This window comes from Ruegeria sp. BB6 (assembly GCF_056539385.1).
The window spans coordinates 601,406-616,589 of record NZ_JBQFUW010000001.1 but is presented as its reverse complement, the minus strand read 5'-3'; the positions used below and the strand labels follow the sequence as shown (position 1 = coordinate 616,589).

The window sequence follows — 15,184 nt, the reverse complement described above, 5'->3', positions numbered from 1 at the left end:
CTTTAGCAAGAAGAAAGTGTTTCTCTGGAATGACGTTGCGGTCTTTTCGGAATGTTTCTTCTTGCTGAAACTACGTTTGTTCCCTGGTAAACTTTGTTCGTGATTCAGCGCTTGCGCGCCTCTAGTTCGGAATTGAAAACGCGCAGGCGGTGAGTCAGGTTGTCCTGATCTATGACGCTGTTGAAGTTTTCAAAAAGGAATGACAGCGCTTCGCCTTCGTCCAGACCAGCTTCGCGGGCAAACCCCTTCAGCTTGCGGTACCCGTCCTCGGTCATGGCGACCGGAAACCGGCGGGTCAGGCGAAATCGTTTTGGCATATCTTTCCCTCCCGAGGAACTGGTTCCGAGGTCTCCCCCGGAACCAGATAAGGATCAGAAGCTTGCCGCCTCCAGCGCCATCACTGTGTCAGCGCCGGTCTGGATGCGCGACAGGTGCAGACCCGTGGCAGGCAGGCGACGCGCCATGTAGAACTGGCCGGTGGCAATCTTGGTCTCGTAGAACTCGGTATCCGAGGTGCCACCGTCAAGGGCTGCGTAAGCGGCTTTTGCCATCTGCGCCCACATCAGACCCAGGCAGACATGGCCGAACATGTGCATGAAGTCGTTCGAGCCGGACAGCGCGTGGTTCGGATTCTTCGCACCGTTCTGCATGAAGTACATGCCAGCCGCCTGCAGGTCCTTGGATGCCGCCTTGAGCGGTTCGATGAATGCCTTGTCAAAGGCTTCATTCTGGCCGCCGTTTTCCTTGCAGAAATTCTTGACGATCTCGAAGAAGGCCATGACGTGCTTGCCGCCATCGGTGGCCAGTTTACGACCAACGAGATCCAGAGCCTGAACGCCGTTCGCGCCTTCGTAGATCATCGCGATCCGAGCGTCGCGGGTATATTGCGACATGCCCCATTCTTCGATGTAGCCGTGACCGCCGTAAACCTGCTGCGCCTGAACGGTCATGTCATAACCCTGATCGGTCAGGAAGCCCTTGATGACCGGAGTCAGCAACGAGATGAGGCCGTCCGCGTCCTTGTCATCCTTGCGATGCGCCTGGTCGATCAGCGTAGCGCCCCACAAAACAAACGCGCGCGCGCCTTCGGCAAAGCTTTTCTGATCCATCAGGTTACGACGGATGTCCGGATGCACGATCAACGGATCGGCCGGGCCATCGGGGTTTTTCACACCTGTCACATCACGGCCTTGCAGACGGTCTTTGGCGTATTCCACAGCGTTCTGATAGGCGGCTTCGGCCTGTGCCAGACCCTGCATGCCCACACCCAGACGCGCTTCGTTCATCATGGTGAACATGGCGCGCATACCTTTATGCAGGTCACCCAGCAAGAAGCCGGTGGCCTCGTCATAGTTCATCACACAGGTCGAGTTGCCGTGGATGCCCATCTTTTCTTCGATCTTGCCAACCGAGACGCCGTTGCGCTCGCCCAGCGAGCCGTCGTCGTTGACCATGAACTTGGGCACGATGAACAGCGAAACGCCCTTGATACCTTCGGGGCCGCCGGGGATTTTGGCCAGAACCAGGTGGATGATGTTGTCGGCCATGTCGTGATCACCGGCCGAGATAAAGATCTTCTGACCCGACACCTTATAGCTGCCATCGTCCTGCGGTTCAGCCTTGGTGCGCATCAGGCCCAGATCGGTGCCGCAATGCGGTTCGGTCAGGTTCATGGTGCCGGTCCATTCACAGCTGACCATGTTGGGCAGGTATTTTGCCTTCTGCTCGTCCGTGCCGTGCGCCAGGATCGCCGAGGCTGCACCGTGGGTCAGACCCTGATACATGGTGAACGCCTGGTTTGCAGATTGGAAGAATTCGCCAACGGCGCTGCCAATGACGTAGGGCATATTCTGGCCGCCGAATTCTTCGGGCATGTCCAGACCGGTCCAGCCGCCCTCTTTCATCTGCTCGAAACCGTCTTTGAAGCCGGTCGGCGTGTAGACGATGCCGTTCTCAAGGCGGCAGCCTTCGGTGTCACCCACGACGTTCAGCGGGTGCAGAACGTTCGAGGCGATTTTACCGGCTTCTTCCAGCACGGCGCCGGTGAATTCGGCCTCGAGTTCGTCGTATCCGGGAATATCCGATCCCGAAACGTTCAGTACTTCGTGCAGGATGAACTGCATGTCTTTTGTTGGCGCGTTGTAAACGGGCATTTGAAGCTCCCTTTAAATTCAGATGTCCGGAGATTGAGACCGCCAAGTCACTCGGCGGCGTTTTTGTCATTTTTCATCGAGGCGATAACTTTCTCGCCCCAACGCAACTGTTCCTTTAGATCGTCGATGGCCTGTGTCAGCTCCTCGCGGCGCGATTCCATATCCGCCAGACGTTCGCGGGCGATATCGAATGTGCGGGTCATCTGTGTCATCTGCTGATCACCCACATGATACAGATCCAGCAGTTGCCGGATCTCTTCCAGGCTGAACCCGAAACGTTTCCCGCGAAGGATCAGTTTCAATCGCGCCCGATCACGCTTGGTGAACAGGCGTTTCTGCCCTTCACGGATGGGAAACAAAAGTTCCTTGTCCTCGTAAAATCGCAATGTGCGGGGCGTGACATCGTATGTCTCGCACATTTCACGAATGGTCAGCAGATCTTCGGTCATGGTTTCAGCACTCTTGTCACTGGCGTCTATCAAGGTCAGTTGCGCAGTTGATGCGCCTCTTACAACACGGAGATGACGTTCGCGTAATGCAAACGCTACGTCACAAATAAGTTGACGTAACATCCACTCGCGTCAAGGTTCTGAGGGCGGGAATTCTACGAACGTAGCGTCACGAAATCGTGTCGCTAACGCGGTGCACCGGCTTGATCCCGCAGCGAGAACTGTACAGGAGTTCTTGCGCATGCGGGGTGCGGGCCTTGGAAATTTCTTGGGGAGAGGGTCAAGGGATCGGGCAGCGGTGGCTGCCCTTCAGTCATTCTAGCGACTTGGCAGTTTGCTCACGCATTTGCTTGAGCGCGTCGATCGCTTCGTCCAGTTGTTTTCTTTGCTTGTCCAGCTCGATCAACTGCTGGTCGGCCACTTCCACGAATGTTTTCATCTGGGCCTGAGTTCCCTGATCTTCGTAGATCAAAAGCCATTGGCGGATGTCTTCCAGAGGAAATCCGTATTTTCTGCCCCGCATGATTAATGTCATCCGGGCACATTCCCGAGGACCATAACAGCGCGATCTTCCTTCCCTTTCGGGCTGCAGAAGTTCGATATATTCATAGTAGCGCAGGGTGCGTGGAGTTACGTCAAACTCGGCGCACATCTCTTTGAATGATAATCGGTCGTCAGTCATTCCTGATCTCCTCTGAATTAGCCTATGGCGTGCCGGCATCAAGCGCAACAGGCAGGCTTGCTCTTTTACTAGCCCCTCGCTCATAAAGGGAGAAACCAAGAGGACACAAGTACATGGTCGACAAATCAGCTATCGCGCGTCAGTTCATCGAGGCGATTCCTCATGCCAGAGCCTTGGGCATGACGCTGACCAAAATCGGCAATGGCGAGGCCGGGATCACGATGCCATACAGCAAGGATCTTGTGGGTGATCCGCGCACCGGGGTGATCCACGGGGGGGCGGTCTTTGCCGTGTTGGACACCTGTTGCGGCGCGGCGGTCATGAGCCACCCTTCGGCCCCCGGCGGGACGGCCACGATTGATCTGCGGATCGACTATATGCGAGCCGCCACGCCGGGGCAGAGCATCACAACACATGCGACCTGCTATCACATCACGCGCAACGTTGCTTTTGTCCGAGCTACTGCAATGGACGAAGATCAGGATCTGCCAGTGGCGACGGCATCCGGGTCTTTCACCGTGGAGGGGCTGTAATGGCACGTACCCGTCCTGAGCCCATGCAAGTCGTCAAGCAACGCCGCGACGCTGCGTTGAACGCAATCGTTGATGGTGTGCCCTATATCCGGTTCCTCAATATCGGATTTGATCGGCGCGGGGATGAACTGACCGGCGTTCTGAATTTTGACGACAAGCTGATCGGAAACCCGTTTCTGCCAGCTTTGCACGGGGGCGTCACAGCGGCCTTTCTCGAAGTGACGGCCGTGATCACCTTGAGTTGGGAATACTTTTTTCCCCGGATCGAAAGCGGCGAACTGGATGCGAGCGACATCTTCAAGGATGACTCCGTGCGCTTTCCCAAAACGGTGGATTTCACCGTTGACTACTTGCGCTCTGGCCTGCCGCGAGACGCGTATGCACGGGCTTTCGTCAGCCGCTCGGGGCGACGGTATGCCTCTGTTCGGGTTGAGGCGTGGCAGGACAATCACGCGCGTCCCTATGCGCAGGCCACAGGGCATTTCCTGATGCCTCAGCCGCCAGCCCAGAAATAGTAGCGGCCGTGCAGGATGCTTCGGCACCCATAACGCATAGGCGGGTGCTGAAGATTGCGGTACCCATCGTGCTGTCAAACGCCACGGTTCCCATTCTGGGGGCTGTGGATACCGGTGTTGTCGGGCAAATGGGTCAGGCCGCGCCGATTGGGGCTGTCGGAATGGGCGCCGTTATCCTGTCCACGATATATTGGATCTTTGGGTTCCTGCGCATGGGAACCACTGGTTTGGCAGCACAGGCGCGCGGGGCAGGGGACACAGCCGAGACCGGTGCCCTTTTGATGCGGGGGCTGCTTTTGGGCGGTGCGGCGGGACTGTTCTTTGTCCTGACGCAAATCTGGGTGTTCTGGGGGGCGTTTGCCCTGTCGCCAGCCAGCCCCGAAGTCGAAGCGTTGACGCGCGATTATCTGGAGATTCGCATCTGGGGGGCACCGGCGACCATCGCCCTGTATGCGGTGACCGGCTGGTTGATCGCGATCGAGCGGACAAGAGGGGTGTTCATCCTTCAGATCTGGATGAATGGCTTGAACATCGCGTTGGATCTTTGGTTTGTGCTGGGCCTTGGCTGGGGTGTCGAAGGTGTCGCGATTGCCACATTGATCGCGGAATGGACCGGGCTGGCGCTGGGTCTCTGGCTGTGCCGCAGCGCGTTTGGCGGCAATCAATGGCGCGACTGGCCGCGAATTTTCGATCCCACTCGTCTGCGCCGCATGATGCAGGTGAACAGGGATATCATGATCCGTTCGGTCCTTTTGACCGGTTCGTTCACGACCTTTCTGTTTGTCGGTTCAGATCTGGGCGACGTCAACCTCGCCGCCAATCAGGTCTTGCTGCAATTCCTTGAAATCACGGCGTTTGCCTTGGACGGGTTCGCTTTCTCGGCCGAGGCGCTTGTCGGCGGTGCCGTTGGCGCAAAGGACCGGTATCAGGTGCGGCGGGCCTCTGTCATGGCAACGCAATGGGGCGTGGGCGGAGCCTTTGTGCTGGGCGCTGCGTTTTTCTTGGCTGGGCCTGCGCTGATCGACGTGATGTCCACCTCGCCGGATGTGCGCGTCGCGGCGCGAGAGTATCTGGTTTGGGCGGCACTGGCGCCCGTGATCGGGGTGGCTAGCTGGATGTTAGACGGTATCTACATCGGCGCGACGTGGACCCGAGCCATGCGGCAGGCGATGATCCAGTCCGTCGCAATCTATGTCGTGGCGCTGTTTGTCCTTGTCCCATTGCTGGGCAATCACGGGTTATGGGCCGCGCTGATGGTGCTGAACATTGCCCGGGGCGTCACCTTGGGATGGCGATACCCCAGACTGGAAGCCCAGATCGCTTAAAGCAGGGCCAGCAGATTTTCCGGAGGCCGCCCAATAGCAGCCTTGTCGCCTGATATCGCCAAAGGGCATTCGATCAGGATCGGATTGGCGGCCATGGCGGCAATCAAAGCATCCTCAGGCGTTGTCTTGGACAGGCCCAGTTCCTTAAAACGCTTTTCGCCGGTCCGCATCATTTCGATGGCAGGTATGCCCAATCGCTTTTGGGCGGCGCGAATGTCTTCTGCCGAAGGTGCATCGTCCAGATACTTGCGGATTTCAACCTTTGCGCCGTTTTCCTCCAGCAGAGCAAGTCCGGCCCTGGACTTGGAACAGCGCGGGTTGTGCCAATATTCGATCACAGCCAATCCTCTCGTTTGCTGCCAACGGCCTGTGCGACAGTTTCAAACCCATCACGCGCCAATAGCTTGTCCAGCCCCAGCGCAATGTCGGAGGCAAGGGAAATGCCGCCGAAGACCATGGCCGTATAGAACTGAATGGCCGACGCCCCGGCGCAAATCTTGGCATAAGCCTGCTCTGCCGAGCTGATGCCGCCAACACCGATCAACGGAACCTGCCCGTTCGTCAACTGGCTCAACTGCGCCAGAACGCGGGTGGATTTTTCAAACAGCGGCGCGCCGGAAAGACCACCGGCCTCGGATTTGTGAGGGCTGCTCAGCCCGTCACGCGACAGTGTCGTATTGGTGGCGATTACGGCGTCGACACCAGTTTCGCGGGCCACGTCCGCAATATCCTGAAGCTCGGCTTCGGTCAGGTCCGGGGCAATCTTCAGGAAAATCGGCAAAGGACGCGCCAGCGCGTCGCGTGTTTCAATCACGCCGCTCAACAGGGCACTCAGCGCAGCTTTACCCTGCAAATCCCTGAGTTTTTCGGTGTTGGGAGAGGACACGTTCACCGTGGCAAAATCCAGATGCGGGGCACAATGGGCCAGCACCTCGGCAAAATCGCCCGGTCGGTCGTCGCTGTCTTTGTTCGCGCCGAGGTTCAGGCCGATCACGGCATCCTTGGGACGCTGCGCCAGACGGCGTGCCATGACTTCCATGCCTTCGTTGTTAAAGCCAAATCGGTTGATGGCCGCCCTGTCTTCGGTCAGGCGAAACAGGCGCGGTTTCGGGTTGCCGGGCTGGGGGCGCGGCGTGACGGCTCCGACCTCGATGAACCCGAACCCTGCCCGAGACAGCGGGGCCAGAACCTCTCCGTTCTTGTCGAAACCTGCGGCCAAACCAACTGGGTTCGGCAGATCAAGCCCTGCAACAGACGTGCGCAGACGAGGCGAAGTAATTGGACCCGGTGCCGGGGCCAGCCCAGCTTTCAGGGCTTTTATCGAAAGCCCATGAGCGGCTTCCGGGTCCATCCGGTGCAAGGCGGCAAGGCCAAGTTTTTCAGTCAGTCTCATCCGAAGGAATCTCCACCGTGGGTTGGGGCACAACGGATCAGGCGCGATGTTGCGACAGCCGCCTGACGGTGCACAACCGCCTTTTGATAAACAGGGTCGGTAACCATCTCTAGAAACGCATGCGCTGTGGGATAGCGTGCGATGAACATGGCGTCCCAGGTTTCGTCATCCGGGCCGATCAGAGTGGTTTGAAATGCGCCCCGCCATAGGATGGAAGCGCCCAGCCGCGCCACAATGGGGGCGGTTTCGGCTCCGTAGTTCTGATAGGCTTGTGCGCCGGTCAGCTCCACATCAGCCAGTTCGTGCCCGGCCGGATATTCGGCCTTGGGGCGAAACTTCACAAGGTTGAGCATCTCGATCGGCTGGTCGCGATCCAGCGCCTTGAACGCCTCGAACTGGGCGCGATCTGGGTCGATGAAACCGGTCATTTCATTTCCTCGGGGAACTGGTGCGATTGTCGATCAAAAGGCAGGGGACGCGACCAGGCGATATCGGTCATGCGAATTTTGCGGTAAAGATGCGGGAATAGCGCCCCACCGCGCGACAACTCCCATTTCAGGTCGTCACCCATTGCGTCCGCGTCGCACGCAAGCAGAAACAGACCTTCGACTCCGGCAAAGTGCTTGGCCGCCGTTTCAGCGGCCTGCGCAGCGGTTGAAAAATGAACATAGCCATCCGAAACATCAATCGGCGCGCCGTCTGACTCTCCGTTTGCCTGCAGCGTGGCCCATTCGTCGGCCCGAAATATCTTGTAAATCAGCATGGGGTCGTGATGCCCCGCGAGACGAGTAGAATCAAGGCGGATTTCCCCCTTTGACTCTTAGCCGCGTTAGGCGCACCATCGGCGGCAATAACAACAGGGAGTTTCAATATGTTGACCCGTTTCCTGGCTTCGGCTGCCGTATTGGGCCTGACCGCAGGTATGGCCGTAGCCGAGTACAAGCTAACGATTCTACACACTAACGATTTCCACGCGCGCTTTGAGCCGATCAACAAGTATGACAGTGGGTGCAGCGACGAAGACAACGCCGAAGGCAAGTGTTTTGGCGGCTCGGCCCGACTGGTCACAGCGGTGAACGAGGCACGCGGAAGGGCTGGAAACTCGATCCTTGTGGATGGCGGAGACCAGTTTCAGGGTTCATTGTTCTATACCTACTACAAGGGCAAGGTCGCGGCCGAGTTCATGAACAAGCTGGGCTATGATGCCATGACCGTGGGCAACCACGAATTCGACGACGGCCCGGAAGTGCTGCGCGGGTTCGTCGACTCTGTTGATTTTCCTGTTCTGATGTCTAACGCCGATATTCGCGACGAAGAATTGCTGACCGACAAGATCAAGAAATCGACGGTGATCGAAGTGGGTGGCGAAAAGATCGGCCTGATCGGGCTGACACCCGAGGATACCGATGAGCTGGCTTCACCCGGCCCGAATGTCACCTTCTCGGACCCTGTCCCGGCTGTTCAGGCCGAAGTCGACAAGCTGACCGGAGAGGGTGTCAACAAGATCATAGTCCTTAGTCACTCGGGATACGGTGTGGACCAGCGGGTCGCGCAGGAGACAACTGGTGTTGACGTGATCGTGGGTGGTCACTCGAATACCTACCTGTCCAACGTTTCGGACCGGGCGGTTGGTCCCTATCCGACCGTAGTGAATGGCGTTCAGATCGTGCAGGCTTATGCATACGGAAAGTTTCTGGGCGAATTGAACGTGACGTTCGACGATGACGGCAACGTGGTCGAGGCAGCGGGTGAGCCGCTGATCATGGATAATACCGTCACTGAAGATCAGGCTGCGCTGGACCGTATCGCGGAACTGGCGGTGCCGTTGGACGAAATCCGCAACAAGGTTGTCGCCAGTGCAGCCGACGCGATTGAGGGTGACCGCTCGATCTGTCGGGTGCAGGAATGTCAGATGGGCAATCTGGTCGCCGACGCGATGCTTGCGCGCGTTGCGGATCAGGGCGTTCAGATCGCGATTGCCAACTCGGGCGGATTGCGTGCCTCGATTGATCCGGGCGATGTGACAATGGGCGAAGTGCTGACGGTTCTTCCGTTCCAGAACACGCTATCGACCTTTGAAATCAGCGGGCAGGGCGTCATTGACGCGTTGGAAAATGGCGTAAGTCAGGTGGAAGAGGTCAAGGGGCGCTTTCCGCAGGTGGCAGGGCTCACCTTTACTTGGGATCCAGCCGTGGCGCCAAACGAGGGTCGCGTGTCCGAGGTCATGGTGGCAAGTGGTGACGGCTTTCAGCCCATTGATCCAGGCGCCACGTACCTGGTCGTGACGAACAACTATGTTCGCAATGGAGGGGATGGCTACAGCATGTTTGAGGGCGACGACAAAAACGCCTACGACTTCGGGCCGGACCTTGCGGATGTGACGGCCGAGTATCTGGCCGAAAACGCGCCCTACACCCCTTATCTGGACGGCCGCATCAAACAGAAGTGACCGCGCCTATAGAAAACAAGAAAGGCCGCATCATTTGATGCGGCCTTTTCTGGTTGCGGGTTGCTCAGCTAAAATCATATTCCGGCCAAAGCTCGGGGTCGAACCCTTGCAGCATTGGCTGCAGATGTTCCGAGACGTCGCGCCAACCGCCGATTGACTTGGTCGAAATCTTTTTCCTCACTTGGTCAATGCTGGCAGTTCTGACCTGTTGCTTGTTCTGTTCCGGGTGCATCATGGCTTCGGACCACTCGATATCGCAGAACTCCGCGACTTTCTGGCTATAGGTCTTTGGATCAGAAACCAGTTCTTCGTAGGGGACGGTCAGGATTCTGTCGCCAAACACGGCAATCCAATGCGCCATGTAGCGGCGGTACAAGTTCGCTGAATGAGCAATGGACTCAAGGTTCGACGCATAGCGCATCCCGCCGGCGGGGAACCTTCTGATCCACTTGGACAAACCAACATCCCGAGGGTCGCGCAGCATGTTGATGACTTTTGCGTTCGGAAAGGCCGACAGCAGGAACCCTGCGCGCTGGAAATTATGCGGCATCTTATCCACGAATGCGACCGAGTCTTCAGGGACTGGCGGCATTAGCCTGCGGAACTCCCGCGCGAATTCCGCAGCTTCTTTAGCTCCAAATCGTTTGCGCGTTTTCAAATGAACATGCGATAGATCGCTGCCGATCGTCAGTTCCCCGCACCCGGCGATTTTGGGATCTGTGCTTAGCATCATCTCCATCAGCGTGGTGCCTGAACGCGGCTGGCCCAGCACGAAAATCGGTTTGGGGGTCTCTGAAAGATCGGTCACAACCGGTGCAGAGGCCGTGGGGAAAAGGTCTGTGATCTGAGCCAGCTTTTCTTCTTCGGCGGCGAAATCGTAGGGGTTTGCTTCGTGTTGTATCGCGTTGGCTCGTGCGAATTGCGGAAGCGCGGCACCCAGCCCTTCGGTTTTTGAAATCAGCTCTGCCTTGGCGAACTCAAGCTCGGAAACGCCATGCTCATGAGTTTGGCGGGCCGCCTCAACCGCTTGCATCAGATCCGGCGCTGTTTCGGCATTTGCCATTGTAGAGAGTTGAAACAGCGTCGCCACGTGGCCTGGGTCTTTGGCCACAATGCCTTGCATAATGTCCTTTGAACCCGCTTTGTCGCCACTCTGGTGCAGGTTAACTGCCATTTGAAACGCGATATTGTTGTTTTCAGGTTCCAGCGCATAGGCCCGCGTAATGTCGCGTGTGCCGTTCTCGACAAATGCGATGCGTCCATAAGCCCGTGCCCGTGCGCACAACAGACCCGCGTTGTCCGGGTCAGAGGCCAGCTTTCTGGTGGTATAGTCGATGATAAGACGCCAGTTGCTGCCCTTTTGTTGAATCTCGTCGATGACGCGGGTCAGTTCCTTGTTGTTCGGGAATTTTTCCAGCTTTTGTTCAGCAAATTCCATGGCCTTCGGAATCTGGCCCGTCTGCATTAATGCGTTGGCAAGGTTTTCAACAAATTGCGGATCATCCGGCTTCATCCGCGAGGCTTCGATGAAATGCGGTATCGATTTCCGGTACTGCTTCATCTCGGTCAGGACAAAGCCTGAGATGGCGTGAAAGTCCGTGTCCTTGGGGAATTTCTTTAGGCCCAGTTGCGCTTTTTTCAGTGCCTGCTGCAGCTTGCCCGCGTCCAAGGCGGACAGCGCCTTGCTTTTGAGGGAATTCGCCGTTTGATTTTGCATGTGACCCCGTGAGAACTTGTGCCTGTAGGAAATACTGTTGATGGTTCATTACCCATGTGCGGACGGTTTGCAATAACTCTTCCCAACGACGCAATGGCGCAGCTTTTTGCGGCTCGGCCTGCCAATACGTTGCCTGCGGTGCCCAATTTCAATGTTTGCCCGACAAATCAGGTGCATGTGGTGCGGGCCGGTGAAAACGGCCGCACGCTGGATCCGCTGCGATGGGGGTTTCTGCCGCATTGGTACAAGACGGAAACCGCCGGTCCCTTGCTGATCAACGCGCGGGCCGAAACGCTGGCCGAGAAGCCCGCCTTTCGTGCAGCCTGCCGCGAGCGACGGTGCCTGATCGTGGCCACCGGGTTTTACGAATGGACCAAGACGGATCAAGGTGACCGGCTGCCTTGGTATATTCAGCGCAATGATCGCGCACCCATTGCGTTCGCCGGTGTCTGGCAGAACTGGGGGGCTGAGGGCGCGCGGCAGGGGACATGCGCGATTGTCACAACCCCTGCCAACAAGCACCTGAGCGCGATCCATCACCGAATGCCCCTGATACTTGAGCAGGACGCCTGGCCTTTGTGGTTGGGCGAAGCTGGAAAGGGGGCCGCCCGGTTGATGCAGCCCGGGGCCGAAGATGTTCTGAGCTTTCACCGGGTGGACCCGGTTGTAAATTCCAACCGGGCGGCCGGACCAGACCTGATTGAGCCGGTCGATGCGTGACCACACTTCTTTTCAAACCACTCAAGGCGGGTTAGACCGTTGACATGGTTCTGAAATTTTCCAACCTGCCCGAGCTGTATGCGCATGGTTTCGACACTGTGATCGACGTGCGCAGCCCTGCGGAATTTGCCGAAGATCATTTGCCCGGCGCGATTAATCTGCCGGTGCTGGATAATGAGGAACGCGCGAGAGTCGGGACGATATACGTGCAGCAAAGCCCTTTTCTGGCGCGTAAACTGGGCGCGGCATTGGTGTTTCGGAACGCGGCGAACCACATCGAACGCAGCCTGTCCCACCATGAAGGGGGGTGGAAGCCTCTGGTCTATTGCTGGCGAGGCGGGCAGCGGTCGGGTTCGTTCACCTGGATGTTGCAGCAAATCGGCTGGCGTGCCGAGGTCGTTGAAGGTGGCTATCGCACCTATCGAAGGCTGGTGAACCGATACCTTTACCACGACCCGTTGCCTCACCGATTGATCGCGCTGGACGGTTACACGGGTACTGCAAAAACCGAATTGCTGGCCAAGCTCGGCGCGCGCGGCGTTCAGGTGCTCGATCTGGAAGGGCTGGCCAATCATCGAGGGTCCTTGCTGGGTGAAATGCCCGGAGGACAGCCAAGTCAAAAGGCATTCGAGTCCGCGTTGGCAGCGCATCTGTGTCACCTGGACCCCGCTCGCCCGGTTCTGGTCGAGGCGGAATCGTCAAAAATCGGGTCTTTGATCCTGCCGCCGACCGTTTGGGCCGCTTTGCGTGCTGCTCCGCGAATTCAGATCAGCGCGCCGATCGAAGTTCGCTCGAGCTATCTGGTATCGGCCTATGATGACGTACTCTCGGACAGCGACCGGCTGCGGGATCGGCTGTCTCCGCTACGGTTTCATCGCGGTCACGACGTTGTGGACGGGTGGCTGGAAATGATCGATGCCGGGGACAAACAGGCCTTGACCCGCGCATTGATGGAACAGCACTACGATCCGGCCTACGCAAAGGCCAGCCGTGCGCGTGACGTGAATGTGGTCGCGCAAATCACTGTGTACGAACTGAACGAGACCGGGCTTGAGAACGCTGCAACCCAGGTTCAGCGCGTGCTGGAGCGGCTTTGAAGTTTCAGACCGGGCGTGTCGGTCATATGTCCGATAACTACCGCCGGGTATCCGGCCTTGCGCAGGTCATCGCATATCCCAAGCGCGTCATCCCAGGGGATGGCGGCCAAGAGGCCACCGGCTGTTTGAGGGTCAAATAGCAAATCCACCTTGCCGCCCAAGGGAAGCTCTGGCGCGGCCGAGCGGTTGTCATTGAAGATGGTAGACCTGACACCCTGTTCGCTTAGTTCCAACGCGCCCGCCATGATCGGAATGGCATCCAGATCAAGCGTTGCCCCACATGCTGAAGCCTCGCAAATGCCCTGTAGGTGACCGGCCAGCCCAAATCCGGTGACATCGGTCATCGCGTGGGCGCCATTCAGGATGCGCGCCGCGTCGCCTTGGGGTTGGGTCATGTGTTGAAACGCCTTTGCGACCCATTCTCCTGCGGCCTCACCAGCCATTTCCGCAGCCATTAGAACCCCGCTGCCCAAGGGCTTGGTCAGGATAAGGGCATCCCCGGCGCGTGCGCCTGCCAAGGTGATCGGATCGCTGCTGCATAGTCCGGTCAGCGTAAATCCGATGGTCATCTCATCCCCCATCGAACTGTGGCCCCCGACGATTTCAGCACCCGCCGCCCCCATGACTTCACGTGCAGCGGTCATGATTTCAACCATCGTGCGGTGTTGAGGGTCCGGGGCCATGCGCGGCAGGATTATCGTTGCCGTCGCCGCTTGTGGCTGCGCCCCCATCGCCCAGATGTCTCCGAGCGCGTGAACGGCGGCGATCCGCGCCATCAGCACAGGGTCGTTGGTAAACCCGCGCAAGTGATCCGTGGTCATGACCTGCTGTGCGCCCCCGGTTTGCAGCAAGGCCGCATCGTCGCCCGGAAGCGGAACCACATCCGTACGAGCCGGTTTGGGCAGATCACTCAGGACGCTTTGTAATGCGCCGCGCCCTACCTTTGCCCCGCATCCGCCGCACAGGGGTTTCTCGCCCATTGCTTCGTGAACACCGCTGGCGTGCAGCTTGGGTGGGGCTGGCTGAGGCATCTTCGGCAAGTGGCGAAACTTATCCATGAATTTCTGATCGATGTGGTTTTTCCATTTCCACATCAAAGGCCCTTTGAACGAGGTGCCCAGACGCTCGGCCAGTGCGGATTTAGCGCCCAATGATACGAGTTTCAGATAGTCATTCTGGGGGACATACCTGCGAAATGTCCCGGCCCCCAGTGCTGCCCGCACGTTTTGAAACAATATCGGCGCTTCTCTGACGGCGTAGACGCCCGCCTTGGGGCGAGGGTTCTCGGACAGGTGCGCGCAGTCTCCGGCCGCAAAGATGTTGGGATCACTCGACTGAAGGTGCCCGTTGACGCGAACAAAGCCGTCGTGAAGGTCCAGCCCCGTCTGGGCTATCCACTCATAAGGCCGTGCACCTGCTGCTCCGGTCACGAAGGTCGCAGGTATCTGCCGCCCGTCTTTCAATGCGACATGGTCGCCGGTTATTTCGATGATCTCAGCGCCTTCGATGACGTCAATGCCAAGGTCGCTCATGGCGTGACGAATGGTTGCCGCGGCTTTGTCTCCGGTCGCGGTCAGAGCTTGTGCATTGTCAACCAGCGCCACCTGAGCCGGACGGCCCTTTTTTCGCAAGGCATAGGCCATTGCCATGACCAATTCGACACCCGCAACGCCGCCGCCGATAACAACGACTGAGGCAGGGCCCGGGGCTTCAAGGTAGTTGGCCCATTTTGTCGCAAAAGCCCCCAATGGTTTGGCTGGAATGGCATGGTCGGCAAATCCGTGCAGAGACGGCATGTCCGAGGTTATGCCAACATTGATAGATGCCACGTCAAACGCGACCGGAGGGCGTTCGGGCACGTGAACAACGCGATTGTCCAGATCTATGCCCTCAACTGGCCCCAGAACCACCCGAGCGTCGGCAAACCGGGCCAGTCGGACCAGATCAATATTCAGATCGTGCCGCTTATAATGTCCGGCGACAAAGCCCGGCAGCATTCCCGAATAGGGGGCCGTTGGATCAGGGTTGATCACGGTGACCCGTGCGCCCGGCAACGGGTCCATTCCCCATTTGCGCAGCAGCAATGCGTGGGTGTGGCCTCCGCCAATCAGAACCAGGTCGCGGGTCAGGGGCAGCGGAGGTGTGTGCATA

At 58.2% G+C, this 15,184-nt stretch carries 16 protein-coding genes; 6 read left to right on the top strand and 10 right to left on the bottom strand.

Annotated features, from left to right (window positions below):
- Window positions 1–104: 104 nt before the first annotated feature.
- From ACR0B7_RS03010 to ACR0B7_RS02995, 4 genes are all read right to left on the bottom strand, one after another.
- Window positions 105–317, bottom strand: a complete 213-nt coding sequence (locus tag ACR0B7_RS03010) for a hypothetical protein (protein WP_170382328.1) — start codon at window positions 315–317, stop codon at window positions 105–107.
- Window positions 318–371: 54 nt separating this feature from the next.
- A complete protein-coding gene (locus ACR0B7_RS03005; RefSeq protein WP_170484742.1) occupies window positions 372–2,153 on the bottom strand; it encodes an acyl-CoA dehydrogenase C-terminal domain-containing protein in 1,782 nt (593 codons plus the stop codon).
- A gap of 47 nt (window positions 2,154–2,200) precedes the next feature.
- Window positions 2,201–2,602, bottom strand: a complete 402-nt coding sequence (locus tag ACR0B7_RS03000; protein ID WP_170576680.1) for a MerR family transcriptional regulator — start codon at window positions 2,600–2,602, stop codon at window positions 2,201–2,203.
- A 313-nt stretch (window positions 2,603–2,915) separates the two neighbouring features.
- A complete protein-coding gene (locus tag ACR0B7_RS02995) occupies window positions 2,916–3,284 on the bottom strand; it encodes a MerR family transcriptional regulator (protein ID WP_170576679.1) in 369 nt (122 codons plus the stop codon).
- 113 nt (window positions 3,285–3,397) lie between these two features.
- On the opposite strand from ACR0B7_RS02995, the gene ACR0B7_RS02990 reads away from it, so the two are divergent.
- Genes ACR0B7_RS02990 through ACR0B7_RS02980 form a run of 3 tightly spaced genes read left to right on the top strand, consistent with a single transcriptional unit; the run spans window position 3,398 to window position 5,657 of the window.
- A complete protein-coding gene (locus tag ACR0B7_RS02990) occupies window positions 3,398–3,817 on the top strand; it encodes a PaaI family thioesterase (RefSeq protein ID WP_170382336.1) in 420 nt (139 codons plus the stop codon).
- Window positions 3,817–4,332, top strand: a complete 516-nt coding sequence (locus ACR0B7_RS02985) for a PaaI family thioesterase (protein WP_170484746.1) — start codon at window positions 3,817–3,819, stop codon at window positions 4,330–4,332. Before ACR0B7_RS02990 ends, ACR0B7_RS02985 begins: the two co-directional genes overlap by 1 nt.
- Window positions 4,333–4,340: 8 nt before the next feature.
- Window positions 4,341–5,657: an MATE family efflux transporter gene (locus ACR0B7_RS02980; RefSeq protein WP_170576678.1), complete on the top strand. Its 1,317-nt coding sequence runs from the start codon at window positions 4,341–4,343 to the stop codon at window positions 5,655–5,657.
- Here ACR0B7_RS02980 and arsC read toward each other — a convergent pair.
- Genes arsC through ACR0B7_RS02960 form a run of 4 tightly spaced genes read right to left on the bottom strand, consistent with a single transcriptional unit; the run spans window position 5,654 to window position 7,813 of the window.
- Window positions 5,654–5,995: an arsenate reductase (glutaredoxin) gene (gene arsC, locus ACR0B7_RS02975; RefSeq protein ID WP_170484750.1), complete on the bottom strand. Its 342-nt coding sequence runs from the start codon at window positions 5,993–5,995 to the stop codon at window positions 5,654–5,656. The two genes, ACR0B7_RS02980 and arsC, sit on opposite strands and share 4 nt — an antisense overlap.
- Window positions 5,992–7,050, bottom strand: a complete 1,059-nt coding sequence (locus tag ACR0B7_RS02970; RefSeq protein ID WP_170576677.1) for a quinone-dependent dihydroorotate dehydrogenase — start codon at window positions 7,048–7,050, stop codon at window positions 5,992–5,994. The genes arsC and ACR0B7_RS02970 overlap by 4 nt, the downstream gene beginning before the upstream one ends.
- A complete protein-coding gene (locus ACR0B7_RS02965; protein ID WP_170484754.1) occupies window positions 7,047–7,478 on the bottom strand; it encodes a DUF1330 domain-containing protein in 432 nt (143 codons plus the stop codon). The genes ACR0B7_RS02970 and ACR0B7_RS02965 overlap by 4 nt, the downstream gene beginning before the upstream one ends.
- Complete coding sequence (locus tag ACR0B7_RS02960) at window positions 7,475–7,813, bottom strand: DUF952 domain-containing protein (RefSeq protein WP_170576676.1); 339 nt, start codon at window positions 7,811–7,813, stop codon at window positions 7,475–7,477. The genes ACR0B7_RS02965 and ACR0B7_RS02960 overlap by 4 nt, the downstream gene beginning before the upstream one ends.
- A 108-nt stretch (window positions 7,814–7,921) precedes the next feature.
- On the opposite strand from ACR0B7_RS02960, the gene ACR0B7_RS02955 reads away from it, so the two are divergent.
- Window positions 7,922–9,499, top strand: coding sequence for a bifunctional metallophosphatase/5'-nucleotidase (locus ACR0B7_RS02955; RefSeq protein WP_170382348.1), 1,578 nt, complete (start codon window positions 7,922–7,924; stop codon window positions 9,497–9,499).
- A 64-nt stretch (window positions 9,500–9,563) separates the two neighbouring features.
- Here ACR0B7_RS02955 and ACR0B7_RS02950 read toward each other — a convergent pair whose 3' ends face one another.
- The gene (locus ACR0B7_RS02950) at window positions 9,564–11,216 is read right to left on the bottom strand and encodes a tetratricopeptide repeat-containing sulfotransferase family protein (protein WP_170484758.1); all 1,653 of its coding nucleotides are present in this window, start codon (window positions 11,214–11,216) and stop codon (window positions 9,564–9,566) included.
- Between the two features lie 54 nt (window positions 11,217–11,270).
- On the opposite strand from ACR0B7_RS02950, the gene ACR0B7_RS02945 reads away from it, so the two are divergent.
- Together ACR0B7_RS02945 and mnmH are read left to right on the top strand one after the other, a co-directional pair.
- Window positions 11,271–11,936, top strand: a complete 666-nt coding sequence (locus ACR0B7_RS02945) for an SOS response-associated peptidase (RefSeq protein ID WP_170484760.1) — start codon at window positions 11,271–11,273, stop codon at window positions 11,934–11,936.
- A gap of 44 nt (window positions 11,937–11,980) precedes the next feature.
- Window positions 11,981–13,033: a tRNA 2-selenouridine(34) synthase MnmH gene (mnmH, locus tag ACR0B7_RS02940; protein ID WP_170484762.1), complete on the top strand. Its 1,053-nt coding sequence runs from the start codon at window positions 11,981–11,983 to the stop codon at window positions 13,031–13,033.
- On the opposite strand, the gene selD is transcribed toward mnmH, so the two are convergent.
- A complete protein-coding gene (selD, locus tag ACR0B7_RS02935; protein ID WP_170484764.1) occupies window positions 13,009–15,183 on the bottom strand; it encodes a selenide, water dikinase SelD in 2,175 nt (724 codons plus the stop codon). The two genes, mnmH and selD, sit on opposite strands and share 25 nt — an antisense overlap.
- Between the last annotated feature and the right edge of the window lies 1 nt (window position 15,184).

Bases quoted from the DNA above. Each gene is read 5' to 3' on its own strand.
- ACR0B7_RS03010 (WP_170382328.1), bottom strand. From the start codon at position 317: ATGCCAAAACGATTTCGCCTGACCCGCCGGTTTCCGGTCGCCATGACC.
- ACR0B7_RS03005 (WP_170484742.1), bottom strand. From the start codon at position 2,153: ATGCCCGTTTACAACGCGCCAACAAAAGACATGCAGTTCATCCTGCAC.
- ACR0B7_RS03000 (WP_170576680.1), bottom strand. From the start codon at position 2,602: ATGACCGAAGATCTGCTGACCATTCGTGAAATGTGCGAGACATACGAT.
- ACR0B7_RS02995 (WP_170576679.1), bottom strand. From the start codon at position 3,284: ATGACTGACGACCGATTATCATTCAAAGAGATGTGCGCCGAGTTTGAC.
- ACR0B7_RS02990 (WP_170382336.1), top strand. From the start codon at position 3,398: ATGGTCGACAAATCAGCTATCGCGCGTCAGTTCATCGAGGCGATTCCT.
- ACR0B7_RS02985 (WP_170484746.1), top strand. From the start codon at position 3,817: ATGGCACGTACCCGTCCTGAGCCCATGCAAGTCGTCAAGCAACGCCGC.
- ACR0B7_RS02970 (WP_170576677.1), bottom strand. From the start codon at position 7,050: ATGAGACTGACTGAAAAACTTGGCCTTGCCGCCTTGCACCGGATGGAC.
- ACR0B7_RS02965 (WP_170484754.1), bottom strand. From the start codon at position 7,478: ATGACCGGTTTCATCGACCCAGATCGCGCCCAGTTCGAGGCGTTCAAG.
- ACR0B7_RS02960 (WP_170576676.1), bottom strand. From the start codon at position 7,813: ATGCTGATTTACAAGATATTTCGGGCCGACGAATGGGCCACGCTGCAG.
- ACR0B7_RS02955 (WP_170382348.1), top strand. From the start codon at position 7,922: ATGTTGACCCGTTTCCTGGCTTCGGCTGCCGTATTGGGCCTGACCGCA.
- ACR0B7_RS02950 (WP_170484758.1), bottom strand. From the start codon at position 11,216: ATGCAAAATCAAACGGCGAATTCCCTCAAAAGCAAGGCGCTGTCCGCC.
- ACR0B7_RS02945 (WP_170484760.1), top strand. From the start codon at position 11,271: ATGTGCGGACGGTTTGCAATAACTCTTCCCAACGACGCAATGGCGCAG.
- mnmH (WP_170484762.1), top strand. From the start codon at position 11,981: ATGGTTCTGAAATTTTCCAACCTGCCCGAGCTGTATGCGCATGGTTTC.
- selD (WP_170484764.1), bottom strand. From the start codon at position 15,183: ATGCACACACCTCCGCTGCCCCTGACCCGCGACCTGGTTCTGATTGGC.